The sequence below is a fragment of the Lysinibacillus sp. A4 genome, from assembly GCF_024919535.1.
Lineage (GTDB): Bacteria > Bacillota > Bacilli > Bacillales_A > Planococcaceae > Lysinibacillus > Lysinibacillus capsici.
In genome coordinates, this window is record NZ_JANWTB010000008.1 from 105432 (window position 1) to 117868 (window position 12437).

Genomic DNA, 12437 nt, shown 5'->3' on the forward strand with positions numbered 1-12437 from the left:
GAGGAATGCTACGGATATGCGTAGCATTCTTTTTTATATAGTATTTTATCATGTAAAGCGTTCTACCAAGTCGTACATACGCTCTGCCTCTGTATGAAGCTCCATAGAGGAGTGCATGATAGATGTCACCGCTGACTTTTGTTCGTCAATAGAAGCATTAATTTGTTCAGTAGCTGCGGCAGATTGTGTAGCGACACTTGCTATTTCATTGATGGCGTTCATCACGACTATTCGATTTTCCGCCATGTCATTCATTCCTTTGTCTAAAGAAACAAGGTGCTTTGTAATGTCATGAATGGAGTCTGCTAGGAAAGTAAAGGCTCCCTTTACTTCCGTAATCGACATTGCCTGATTTTGTGACAGTTGGAGCGTGTGTATCATTTTTGAATCTGAATTAGCGGTATCGACCTCAATACGCTGTAATAGATTTCTAACCCGATTCGTGGCTTCATTCGTATCCTCAGATAAATGACGGACTTCCTCAGCTACGACAGCAAACCCTTTGCCATGTTCACCTGCACGGGCTGCTTCAATACTTGCATTTAGTGCTAATAGATTTGTTTGTTCAGAAATGGATGTAATTGTTTGTACGACTTGATGAATTTCTTTCATTTGGCTCGTCAAACTTGAAAAAGTTGTTCTCAATTCCTCAATCACTTGCGTAAACTCACTTGAATTTTGAAGTAATACATCTACTTTTTGTCTACCGTTTTCTTGAGATTGATTAATGATATTCATATTTTCTGTAATCTCACTATATTTATCTGTAGCATTTGAGATAAGTGAGGACAATGTTTCTACTTTACTAATGGCCATTTCTGCTTCCTCAGCTTGTACTACAGCTCCCTTAGATATATCATTGATGGCTTGATGAATTTCATCAGCAGAGGCAGTCGTCTCCTCAGTAATGGCACTCAGCATTTCTGAAGAAACGCGCATTTGGGACGCGCTATCCTTTGTATTGTTGACCATTTCGTATAAGCTACGTTTCATATTATTCACGTTACTAGCTAGTATACCGAGTTCATCTTCTGTAGTAACAGGTATGTCATCACCAGTTAGCTTGCCTTTAGCAATATCAGATGTAATGACCATAATTTTTCGTATATAGGTTGTCATTCGTCCAGAGAAGAACCAGAAGAGTGATACACCAATAATCGTTGCAAGGAAGGTCATGCCTAGTGTGTAATATAAAACATTTTTTGTACCCGCATTAAAGTCCATTTCGTATGTACCAGCTGCTATAATCCAGCCCCAATGCTTGTCCTTTTCTACATAAGTAATCTTAGGCGCAACAATTTCAGGATTTGAGGGAAGGGCCCAATCATAACGTACATATCCTCCTCCAGCATTTGCTGCTTCAATCATTTCTCGTACAAAATAGCGCCCATCCTCTGTTTGTAAATCTGAGATATTTTGTCCTTCTAGAGAGGGGTGGGTTTCAACCATACCACTATCTTGGAAAGCATAGAAATAAAAATTATCTCCATATTTAACGGGATTATCAATGGATCTTTTGTTATCTTCATTTTTATGACCAACGATCTGTGTTCTAGCACTTTCCTGAGCTTCCTCTAGCGTTAATTTCCCATTTTGAACTTGAGTATCTAACTGTGCAATAAGTTCAAGTATGCCAAGTGTGCCGTTTTTAAGACTATCTCTACCTACCTGATCGAGTTCTCCTTTCACGACCATATAATTGACGGTTCCAACTAGGCCTGTTGATAGTAGAATAACGATAATAGCGAGACTAACAAGTTTATTACGTACTGATTTCATAAGATACAACCCCCGTTCCTTCATTCCTTCAATATAGTTCTATTATAATATATAATTTTTTAATAAAATAGAAAATTCTGAAAATAAATATTGTCTTTTAAGTGAAGAGTCCCAAAAAAATCACCCCAACCAAGAGTAAAAAGCAGCTCTTAATTGGGGTGATGTTGAAGCTTAAAATAGCGGATTTACATCGATTAGTATACTTTGTCTCCATTGAAAATAGAATTCTTCACGATCACATAATCAACATTGCGAATAGCCTCTAGCTTTGTGCCACCAGCATATGAAATAGATGACTGTAAATCTTGTTGCATCTCGATTAATGTATCTTTGATGCTACCTTTATGTTCAACGTACATTTTCTTACCTTCGACGTTTTTACGTTCGCCTTTTTGGAATTCAGAAGCAGAGCCGAAGTATTCCTTCACTGTTCTACCTTCGATTTCGATTGTTTCACCAGGTGACTCTTCATGACCAGCGAATAATGAACCGATCATTACCATTGAAGCACCAAACCGTACAGATTTAGCGATATCTCCATGTGTACGAATGCCACCATCAGCAATAATTGGCTTTGTAGCAGCCTTTGCACACCAACGTAGTGCAGCTAGTTGCCAGCCGCCAGTACCAAAACCTGTTTTGATTTTAGTAATACATACTTTACCTGGTCCAATCCCAACTTTTGTTGCATCTGCACCAGCATTTTCAAGCTCACGCACCGCTTCAGGTGTCCCTACATTACCTGCAATGACAAAGCTTTTTGGTAAATGCTTTTTAATATGCTGAATCATACGAATAACAGCATTTGAATGACCGTGTGCAATATCAATTGTAATAAAATCAGGTACTAAATTAGCAGCTGCTAATTCTTCGATAAATGTATATTCCTCTTCTTTTACACCAACGCTAATAGAAGCAATTAAGCCATTTCCTTGCATTTCTAGAATAAAGTTTCGACGAGTTTCTGGTTGGAAACGGTGCATGATGTAAAAGTAACCGTTTTCAGCAAGTTTCTTAGCAAGATTTTCATCGATAATTGTTTGCATATTTGCAGGTACTACTGGCAGTTTAAAAGTGTGACCACCTAAAGTAACAGAAGTATCACATTCTGAACGACTTTCTACAATACATTTTGCGGGAATAAGTTGAATATCCTCATAGTCAAATACGTTATCCATTATATACACTCCTAAAATACGAATATTTTTCAAGATTTAATTTAAATTGTTCGCCATTTGGTAATTTACATGATTTTTGAGTAAATGTCAAAGCTTTTGTGAAAATAAATAAAAAATTTAAAAAGAAAGGAGCAAACTTACTTTGAAGATGAAATATTCTAGTTATAATTTGTGTTATGTTTTGTAATCCATGTACAATAGAATTGTTTCAAAAAATGACAAAGGAGTGTTGAAAATGGCAGTAGAGGTTTATTTGAATTTTAATGGAAATTGTCGAGAGGCAGTTGCGTTTTACGAAGACGTTTTTAATACGGACAAGGCTGAAATTATGACGTTTGGAGAGACACCACAAAATCCAGACTATCCATTACCAGAAGAAGCAAAAGATCTTGTCATGCATACACGACTTATTGTATTCGGTAGTAGAATTATGTTCTCAGATACATTTCCAGGCATGCCATTTTCCACAGGGAATAATGTCACATTAGCTGTTGTATCCGATGATGAAGAGCAAATGCGTCAAGCATTTGATAAGCTTAAAGAAGGTGGTAACGTGAGAATGGAGCTTCAAGAAACATTTTGGAGCAAATGTTACGGCTCACTTACAGACAAATTTGGCGTTGAATGGCAATTTAGCCATGAGGTAAATGAATAATTAAATAACAAGATAAAAGCACGATGATAGGGCTAAACCAAGTATCATCGTGCTTTCTTATTTAGTAATTAAAACGATCTACATAGCCTTGTAATTCATCTGCCATATCAAGCAATGTTTTAGCAGAAGAGGCGATTTCCTGCATGGAAGATAATGTTTGTTCCGTTGAAGCGGCAACCTCTTCAGATGCAGCTGCGTTTAGTTTTGCATGATCTGACAGTTCAATAGCAGTAGCGGATACCTCCTCTACAACGGCAGACATTTCTTGTGCTGAAGCTGATATATCCTCCATTTTAGGAGCAATTTCTCGAAGACTTCCAACGATACTTATAAATTTCTTTTTCGTATCCTCGGATAGCTGTAAACCTTCTTGAACGTCTGCAGAAGCTTTCGTCATCGTTTGTACAGATTTAGCTGTATCTTGTTGTATGCCAGTAATCAGAGTAGAAATTTGCTCTGCTGATTGATGAGATTGCTCCGCTAATTTACGTACTTCATCTGCTACAACTGCAAAGCCTTTACCGTGTTCACCTGCTCGTGCTGCTTCAATAGCAGCATTAAGAGCAAGAAGGTTTGTTTGGTCTGAAATAGCGCTAATAATTTCTATAATGGAGCCAATTTCTTTTGTACGATCAAAAAGGGATTTAATCATCGTATCGGATTGAGCCACAGAATCATGAATGGATACCATTTGATTAACAGTGTGCTCAACAGATTGACTACCTTCTTCCGCTAATTGGATGGCCTGGCTGGATAGGTCTGAAACTTGTAGGGCACTATCTGCTACCTCTACAACACCTTTTGCAATCTCCTCAATAGAAACAGCATTTTGATCGATTCCTGTTGTTTGTTTTTCCGTACTAATCGCTACCTGTTGCATAGCCTCTGTCACTTGCTCAGATGCAGCGATATTTTGCTCAGCATTCGCTGAAAGGCCTTGTGCCGAGGTTTGAACATGTTGTGAGCTTTGATCAACATTGCGGATCAGTCTTTTTAAGCTAACTTTCATTGAGACAAATGCTTCAGCAAGCTGTCCTATTTCATCTTTCGTATGAATATCAATATACTCTGTCAAATCACCTTCACTAATTTTAAGAGCACTTTGCTGTAGTTGTTTAATTGGGTTAACAATAGATTTAATCATTGAGAGCATAAAGATAATACCAACAATAATAGAAATACCAATAATAAGTAATGTAATAGTAAAGGTTGAGGTAGCAGCGTTAGTAGCCTCTGCAATGAACATTGTACCAATTATCTTCCAGCCTGTGATTTCATTTGTTTCAAAGCGTAAATGACGGTCACCTTCAGTAATAATACCTTCCTGCTTTTCGTAAACTTTTGAAATATAATCTTCTGTTGCCTCTGTGCCGCTTTCCTTATCTTTTTGAGCAATATATAACTTATTATTATCTAACAGAGAGGCAAAGCCCGTTTCTCCAATACGTGTTTGATCTGTCAGTGCACTTAGAAGAGAGATATTTAAATCTAAGGCAATTACGCCAGAATCATCAGGAAGAGCTTGCATAACTGTTACAACGATGTTATTTGTTGATTTTGAGATATATGGAGAAGTGATGGATACATGCCCTTTATTATCAATGGCTTCTATATACCAAGGACGTTTACGAGGATCATAATCACTTGCATAGTCATGGACAGGTTCATCAATGATCCGCCCATCAGCAGTCCCTATATATACTAGCTCCACTTCTGGGTGTGTATTTACATATTCCTGAAAAAGCCCTTTTAATTCAGCTTTTTTATCATCTTGTAAATAAGACTGATTTATTTTCTTGGCAAAATATTCGATATCATGAACTCTAGGAGCAATTGTATTGGTAATATTACTATTAAGCATACGCACACTTTCCTTGGCGCTTGCTTGCTGCTCTTCGAGTATTTGATTTTTGGTACTTTTAAAGGAGGTATACCCGATTAAAAGTGCGGGAATGAGAAGTATGACTAAAAATGCAAAGATGAGTTTCTTTCTTAAACTGATTCGTTTCATATAGTATTCCTCCTTAAACGACATTATTAAGTGTAATAGAATTAACTACGAGATGGGTTATATTACACTAGTAGACTCCTAAGTCGTTCAAATGTTTAATCTGATTCTAAGAGGAAAATGAATAATAATCAACACAATTTTCTGAAAAATCTGGAAAATAAAGTTATGCAACGCTATTATTTGTAGAAAAATATCTTATTTTGTAATTTCCTATCTTTTTGGAATAGAAAAAATCTGAGTTCAATACTATCGTGAACTCAGATCTAGCAGTTAAATAATTAATATTTAAAACGATTAACATAACCCTGCAATTCATCCGCCATATCAAGTAGGGTTTTGGCAGACGAAGCCATATCTTGCATAGAAGATAAAGTTTGTTCCGTGGAAGCAGCAACTTCTTCTGTAGCAGCAGCATTTAATTTTGCGTGATCGGAAAGTTCAATAGCAGTCGCTGAAACTTCTTCTACAACGGCAGACATTTCTTGAGCAGATGCTGAAATATCCTCCATTTTCGGCGCGATGTTTCGAAGACTTTCGATAATGCTCGCGAATTTTCTACTTGTTTCTTCTGTCAATTGTAAGCCCTCTTGAACATCTGTCGACGCTTTGACCATTGTCTCTACAGATTTTGCCGTATCTTGCTGAATAGTAGTTATAAGCGCAGAAATTTGCTCTGCTGATTGATGAGATTGCTCTGCTAATTTGCGTACTTCATCTGCCACTACCGCGAAGCCTTTGCCATGTTCTCCTGCTCTAGCAGCTTCTATAGCTGCATTAAGCGCTAGTAAATTCGTTTGATCTGATATAGCACTAATCATTTCTAAAATGGAACCAATTTCTTTCGTGCGATCATACAGTGCTTTAATCATTGTATCTGATTGAGTTACAGAATTATGGATAGAATTCATTTGCTGTACCGTTTGTTTGACAGATTGTCCACCTTCTTCTGCCAATTGGATAGCATGACTAGATAGGTCAGAAACCTGCATGGAACTGTCTGCCACTTCAACAACGCCTTTAGCAATTTCTTCAACTGAAATGGCATTCTGATCAATACCTGTTGTTTGTTTTTCTGTACTAATTGCCATTTGGTGCATGGCATCGGCAACTTGCTCTGAAGCAGCGATGTTTTGTTCTGCATTAGCAGATAAATTTTGAGCGGCTGTTTGGACATGTTGTGAGCTTTGATCAACATTTCGAATTAATTTTTTTAAGCTCACCTTCATAGAGATAAAAGCTTCTCCAAGTTGACCTATTTCATCTTTAGAATGGATTTCAATAAACTCCGTTAAATTACCGTCACTAATTTTTAATGCGCTTTGCTTCAATTGATTAATTGGGTTAACAATAGACTTTATCATAAAGAGCATGAAAATAACGCCAACGAGAATGGAAACAATAATGATAATTAAATTTATATTCAATGTGGATGCTGCAGCTTTTGCAGCTTCCGCAGTAAACATTGTACCAATTACTTTCCAACCCGTTAACTCATTCGTAACAAATTGTAAGTGACGGTCTTTTTCAATGATAGTACCGCTTTCCTGCTCATAAATTTTTGTTATGTAGCTTTCCGTTGCCTCTGTACCACTTTCTTTATCTGGCTGAGCAATGTAAATTTTATTGTTATCTAAAAGAGAAGCGAAGCCCGTTTCTCCAATACGAATATTATTCGTAATGTCACTTAATGTAGAAATATTTAGATCTAATCCTAATACGCCAGAACCATCCGGTAATGCCTGAGTAATTGTGATGACAATGTCACCTGTAGATTGTGTAACATATGGTGCAGTAATTGAGGTCTTCCCATTATTAGCTAAAGCCTGCTTATACCAAGGTCTTGTCCGAGGGTCGAAGCCATCAGGATACTCTTGAACAGGCTGATCAAACAGTTTGCCTTCAGCAGTTCCAATATATATCAGATCTACTTCAGGGTGCATGTTGACATATTCACTTAATAATGACTTCAGTTCTAAAATGCTCTCATCTTGAAAGTAAGTTTCACTAAATTTCTGTGAAAAATATTGTACATCTTTCAATTTAGGTTCAATCATGTTTGTAATATTGGAATTTAGAATGCGTACACTTTCAGTCGCACTTGCGCGTTGCTCCTCTGAAATTTGCTGTTCAGCACTTTGGTAAGATACTATTCCAATCAAGAGTGTTGGGATGAGAAGCATGGCTAAAAACGAAAAAATAAGCTTTTTTCTTAAACTTAGTTGTTTCAATTGTATTATCCTCACATAATATTTTATTCTATACTTTTCCCTTAAAGGTAAATAATACTCATTCTATCAGAAATAAAATAAAAGTTAAGTACTTTGAATTAATTATTTCTTAGTAATGTATATCATTATCAATTGTTTGAAATTTCCTTAAATTGATGGCGTTAGAAGCTATATAAAGCTGCTTTTTGATGTATACTAATGCTCAAAAGAGGAGGGAATGAAGTCATGATTCATCAAATAGGACAAGTAATGTTATATGTTAATGATCAAGATGCAATTGTTAAGTTTTGGACAGAAAAAGTGGGGTTTGTGGTCATTTCTGAACATGAAGAGGCAGGCATGCGCTGGATTGAAATTGCACCAACTAAGGAAGCTCAAACATCCTTTGTGCTTCATAACAAAGAAATTATTGCTAAAATGCAACCTGATCTAAATTTAGGAACACCTTCTATTATGTTTTACGCTGATAAAATTGAAGAGATGTACCAAGATTTTCAGGCAAAGGGCGTAAAAGTAGGAGATCTAGTCATGATGCCAATGGGTAGGGTTTTTAACTTTGCTGACCCTGAAAATAACTACTTTGCCTTGGTTGAAAAGAAAAAATAAATAACGGAATCTGCTTGTTTTTTGTTAGAGTTAAGTAAAAATGAGCAGATTCCTGTTTTAGATTATTTAATAGCTAGATTTGTCGTCTATGATAAATCCTCACCAAAAATACCAACCGTTTGCCGATCTATTAAAAATTCATGGCCATTCCATTTTAAAATATTTTCTACATAGCCTAATCCATCAGCATGATATCTACCTGCAATTTCTTGATATCCTAAAATTTCATACGTTCCATCTCGGTCGTAATCAACAGGATATAGTCCTCCAAAAGGATCTACCCAGCCTTCAATCGGTTGCTTCAAGGTGCCATCTGGATTATAAATTTCAGCTAAGTAGTCGGTTCCTTTATACTGTAAATCAATTGTGTATTTAATAGCAGGATTAAAACTCTGAACAACAGCCTTATAATGATCTACATAATTGACCTTATATTTAAGTTTATTATTAAAAGACTCTGCATCAAAGATGGAACGAACTTGATTGTTGATGGAGGAAAAAATCTCACCATTTACAATTCCGCCGCTACCTCCTGTATCAGACACAACCAGAATATCCTCAATATGATTACCAGTAAAATCGCCCAAGAAAATGGTCGGATTATAGCCCATATTTTGTTTCAATGGAATTTGCTCCATTTGTCTTGTTTGACCATAAAAAATAGACAGTGTTAGATTTCTCCAGAAAGGACTATCAGGCTGTTTAGTGCCCATTAAAAAAATGGTTTCAAAAAAACCATCCCCGTTAATATCTCCAAACTTAGTTTGAATAACTTGTGGAGCCGAATGGGTTATGATTCCACCGTTTAGTGGCGAATTTAAATTATTGGTCATATATGCACCTCTTTCATTAGTCTTAGCATATGTTGTAAGAAAAGCTTGGTGCATAAATCAAAGGTAAAAGTTGAAACTTTGTAATACATATTAAACTTACAAAAAAACTTGAATTTCACCCATTGACATTTTCTAATGCGAAAAGTATTATAAGTGTCAACGAATCAGAAAATTCAGTACCAAATAGTATCTCACTACATTCATGTAGCAAGAGATTTTTTTTCATTATCAATCCTTAGTAAATTTATACGATTTATATATATTGGGAAGAAGGAGATTCATTTGAAGAATTTATTTGTAAAGACAGAGCGACAACGATATTGGCTAGATCAACTAGCTGCTATAGCTGAGCCAATCAAGGCAGAGGCTGTTGAGGTAGATGAGCAATCTCGTTTTCCGTTCGAAGCTCATCGATTACTTTTACAAATTGGCTATCCTCAACTTACTTTACCGAAACAATATGGCGGAGAAGGGTTATCTGTTTATGATATGGTGCTTGTACAAGAGACGCTAGCAAGCTATGACGAAAATGCCTCTCTTTCCCTTGGATGGACATTAGGTGTTGTTGGGGAAATTTATGAAACTAAACTATGGACTGATGATCTATTAATAGCTTTTTCTGAAGAAATAAAGAGAGGGGCCATGATTAATAGAGCTGTTAGTGAGGCTGCAACAGGTAGCCCAACGCGAGGAGGGCGGCCAGGGACAAATGCCATTTCTACTAAAGGTGGCTGGCTAATAAATGGGCGCAAGATTTTTACGACTGCATCTCCAGTGCTCGATTATTTCCTTACCTCCGCTTGGATTGAAGAAAAGCAGCAAGTTGGCTTCTTCCTCATTCATAAGGATGCAGCAGGTCTATCCATTGAGGAGAATTGGGAGATGTCTGCAATGCGAGGCACAAGCAGCCACGACCTTGTGTTAAAGGATGTGCTTGTTGCAACAGAGTATTTAGTAGAGTTACCAAGTCATCCGAGTGGTGGCAAAATAAATGGCTGGATACTCCATATCCCAGCAACTTACTTAGGTATTGCACAAGCAGCCCGTGATTATGCTATTCATTTTGCTAATCACCATCAACCGAATAGCCTGAATGCGCCAATTAGTACGTTGCCAAACGTACAACAGCTTTTAGGGGATATTGAATTAAAGCTCCATCAAGCACGTTTTGTCTTATACGGAGTGGCTGAGGCTTACGATGATCCTGCTAGACGTGGACTAATAACAAATGAAATGGCTGTTGCTAAACACACAGTAACAAACATGGCAATAGATATAGTCGATAAAGCGATGCGTGTAGTAGGGGCGAAAAGCTTACAACTATCCAATCCATTACAGCGTTTTTACCGCAATGTTCGTGCAGGGCTTCATAATCCACCGATGGATGATATGACGATAATTAAATTAGCGACTGCCGCTATTGAACAGCAGAAATTATATGAAAATCAATCATTAAATCATGTGAACAATAAGGAGAAATGACATATGAAGAAGAATAAGATTTTTCAATTTGCTGCAATTGGTTTGGCCTCTATAGCATTATTAGCAGGTTGTAATTCAGGAGAGTCTGCAGATAAAGATTCTGGTGATGGTGAAAAGGTACGTACAGTAAAAGTAGCCTACGATCAAGCGTCAAAGCCTATTAGTTACATTGACGATAATGGAAATCCAACTGGTTATGATGTAGAAGTAATGAAATTAGTAGATGAATTGCTACCTGACTATCAATTTGAGTATGTAGGTACAACAAGTGATGATTTATTAATTGGTGTGGAGCAAGGGAAATATCAAGTAGGGGTTAAAAACGCATTCTTTACTCAGGAACGAACAGAGAAATTTATTTTCCCGAAGGAATTCTTAGGTTTAAGTAGCGCAGGTTTAGTTTTGCGTAAAGAGGATGAAGGCGTGAAAACATTAGCAGATTTTGCGAAAAAGGGCTATTCTTTAGCACCAATTGCTGCAAATAATGCTCAATATACAATTATCGATGAGTATAATACGGCAAATCCAGATAATAAAGTAAAACTTGAGGCCGGTGACGCCTTTACTGTCGATGTAGTGCAGTGGGTAAATGAGGGCCGTGTTGATGGTGGTGTCATGATTGAAGGCCCATTTAAACAACAAGTACTTGCAGAAGATGGACCATATTATAACCTAAAAGATGACGTTGTCTATAACGAATTTGCTGTTATAAAAACATGGCCACTGTTCAATAAAAAAGAGCAGGAATTTGCTGACGCTTATGATAAAGCAATAGCACAGGTTAAAGAACAAAAGAAAACAAATGAATTAAGTACAAAATTCTATGGCCGTGATTTATTTGAAGTACTGGAAAACGTAAATCGTTAGTTTAAAACGGAACGAATAGTAAGGCTGTTGAGTCAGTAATGCTCAGCAGTCTTTATTCATAAAAACAAAAGTTGGTGAGGAAATGGATAAATATTTTGACGCAACCTACATTTGGAACGCAATCCCAGTGTTATTGCCATTTTTAAAAATCACGTTCTTAGTTGCAGGGTCCTCCATTATCTTAGGTACCCTATTCGGCTTATTGCTGGCGGCTGCTAAGCTATCTTCAGTCAAGTGGCTAATTAAATTCGCCAATCTGTATACAACGATTATGCGTTGTACACCCTCCATTGTTTTGTTATTTCTTGTCTACTATGGTGTCCCAGCATTAGCGGAAAATGTTGGTCTTAATCTCCATTCAATTGAAACGGCCATATTTGTTGTCGTAACATTCACCTTACAATTCACGGCAATAATGTCTGAGGTGATACGGTCTGCCTACTTAGCCATTCCAAAAGGGCAGTTTGAAGCAGCCGTTAGTGTCGGGTTAACACCATTCCAAGCCTACCGTCGAATTATTTTTCCGCAGGCGCTGGTCGTCGCTTTACCGAACTTTGGCAATGGCATGATTGCTCTATTACAGGAAGGTGCACTCGCTTATACAATTGGTCTAATTGATATTGTAGGTAAGGCAAATCTAATTATTGCAAGTAACATCAATGCTCATGCCTTAGAAATTTATATTGCATTGGCTATTATCTATTGGGTGTTATCTATTATTATAGAGAAAATATTTACTATATTAGAAAAGGTATTTGGCAAGGGTAAGAAGACCCTAGAAACAACTTAAGGAGGCGT

At 37.0% G+C, this 12437-nt stretch carries 10 protein-coding genes; 5 read left to right on the top strand and 5 right to left on the bottom strand.

What is annotated here, in order from left to right; translation table 11 throughout:
• Nucleotides 1-48: 48 nt before the first annotated feature.
• Both NY607_RS16915 and guaC read right to left on the bottom strand, forming a co-directional pair.
• Complete coding sequence (locus NY607_RS16915; RefSeq protein ID WP_237898917.1) at nucleotides 49-1779, bottom strand: methyl-accepting chemotaxis protein; 1731 nt, start codon at nucleotides 1777-1779, stop codon at nucleotides 49-51.
• A 194-nt stretch (nucleotides 1780-1973) separates the two neighbouring features.
• A complete protein-coding gene (guaC, locus tag NY607_RS16920) occupies nucleotides 1974-2957 on the bottom strand; it encodes a GMP reductase (RefSeq protein ID WP_004233490.1) in 984 nt (327 codons plus the stop codon).
• Between the two features lie 235 nt (nucleotides 2958-3192).
• Here guaC and NY607_RS16925 point away from each other — a divergent pair, with 235 nt between their 5' ends.
• Entirely contained in the window at nucleotides 3193-3612 is a 420-nt protein-coding gene (locus NY607_RS16925) for a VOC family protein (RefSeq protein WP_016992246.1), read from the top strand.
• A gap of 61 nt (nucleotides 3613-3673) precedes the next feature.
• On the opposite strand, the gene NY607_RS16930 is transcribed toward NY607_RS16925, so the two are convergent.
• Nucleotides 3674-5623 (bottom strand): methyl-accepting chemotaxis protein, encoded by a 1950-nt coding sequence (locus NY607_RS16930; protein ID WP_259420041.1) that lies wholly within the window; start codon nucleotides 5621-5623, stop codon nucleotides 3674-3676.
• 278 nt (nucleotides 5624-5901) lie between these two features.
• The gene (locus NY607_RS16935; protein WP_054548513.1) at nucleotides 5902-7851 is read right to left on the bottom strand and encodes a methyl-accepting chemotaxis protein; all 1950 of its coding nucleotides are present in this window, start codon (nucleotides 7849-7851) and stop codon (nucleotides 5902-5904) included.
• A gap of 225 nt (nucleotides 7852-8076) precedes the next feature.
• Between NY607_RS16935 and NY607_RS16940 the strand changes: the two genes are divergently transcribed.
• Nucleotides 8077-8457, top strand: a complete 381-nt coding sequence (locus NY607_RS16940; protein ID WP_115673245.1) for a VOC family protein — start codon at nucleotides 8077-8079, stop codon at nucleotides 8455-8457.
• A gap of 86 nt (nucleotides 8458-8543) precedes the next feature.
• Here NY607_RS16940 and NY607_RS16945 read toward each other — a convergent pair whose 3' ends face one another.
• Entirely contained in the window at nucleotides 8544-9290 is a 747-nt protein-coding gene (locus NY607_RS16945) for a hypothetical protein (protein ID WP_259420042.1), read from the bottom strand.
• 282 nt (nucleotides 9291-9572) lie between these two features.
• Between NY607_RS16945 and NY607_RS16950 the strand changes: the two genes are divergently transcribed.
• From NY607_RS16950 to NY607_RS16960, 3 genes are all read left to right on the top strand, one after another.
• On the top strand, nucleotides 9573-10772 hold the full coding sequence (locus NY607_RS16950) for an acyl-CoA dehydrogenase family protein (RefSeq protein ID WP_259420043.1): 1200 nt from the start codon (nucleotides 9573-9575) through the stop codon (nucleotides 10770-10772).
• A gap of 3 nt (nucleotides 10773-10775) precedes the next feature.
• A complete protein-coding gene (locus NY607_RS16955; RefSeq protein ID WP_048395478.1) occupies nucleotides 10776-11639 on the top strand; it encodes a transporter substrate-binding domain-containing protein in 864 nt (287 codons plus the stop codon).
• Nucleotides 11640-11721: 82 nt separating this feature from the next.
• Nucleotides 11722-12429: an amino acid ABC transporter permease gene (locus tag NY607_RS16960; RefSeq protein ID WP_259420044.1), complete on the top strand. Its 708-nt coding sequence runs from the start codon at nucleotides 11722-11724 to the stop codon at nucleotides 12427-12429.
• Nucleotides 12430-12437 lie beyond the last annotated feature (8 nt).

What these genes read in the sequence shown, in the direction of transcription:
- NY607_RS16915 (WP_237898917.1), bottom strand. Translation starts at nt 1,779, where the DNA reads ATGAAATCAGTACGTAATAAACTTGTTAGTCTCGCTATTATCGTTATT.
- guaC (WP_004233490.1), bottom strand. Translation starts at nt 2,957, where the DNA reads ATGGATAACGTATTTGACTATGAGGATATTCAACTTATTCCCGCAAAA.
- NY607_RS16925 (WP_016992246.1), top strand. Translation starts at nt 3,193, where the DNA reads ATGGCAGTAGAGGTTTATTTGAATTTTAATGGAAATTGTCGAGAGGCA.
- NY607_RS16930 (WP_259420041.1), bottom strand. Translation starts at nt 5,623, where the DNA reads ATGAAACGAATCAGTTTAAGAAAGAAACTCATCTTTGCATTTTTAGTC.
- NY607_RS16940 (WP_115673245.1), top strand. Translation starts at nt 8,077, where the DNA reads ATGATTCATCAAATAGGACAAGTAATGTTATATGTTAATGATCAAGAT.
- NY607_RS16945 (WP_259420042.1), bottom strand. Translation starts at nt 9,290, where the DNA reads ATGACCAATAATTTAAATTCGCCACTAAACGGTGGAATCATAACCCAT.
- NY607_RS16955 (WP_048395478.1), top strand. Translation starts at nt 10,776, where the DNA reads ATGAAGAAGAATAAGATTTTTCAATTTGCTGCAATTGGTTTGGCCTCT.
- NY607_RS16960 (WP_259420044.1), top strand. Translation starts at nt 11,722, where the DNA reads ATGGATAAATATTTTGACGCAACCTACATTTGGAACGCAATCCCAGTG.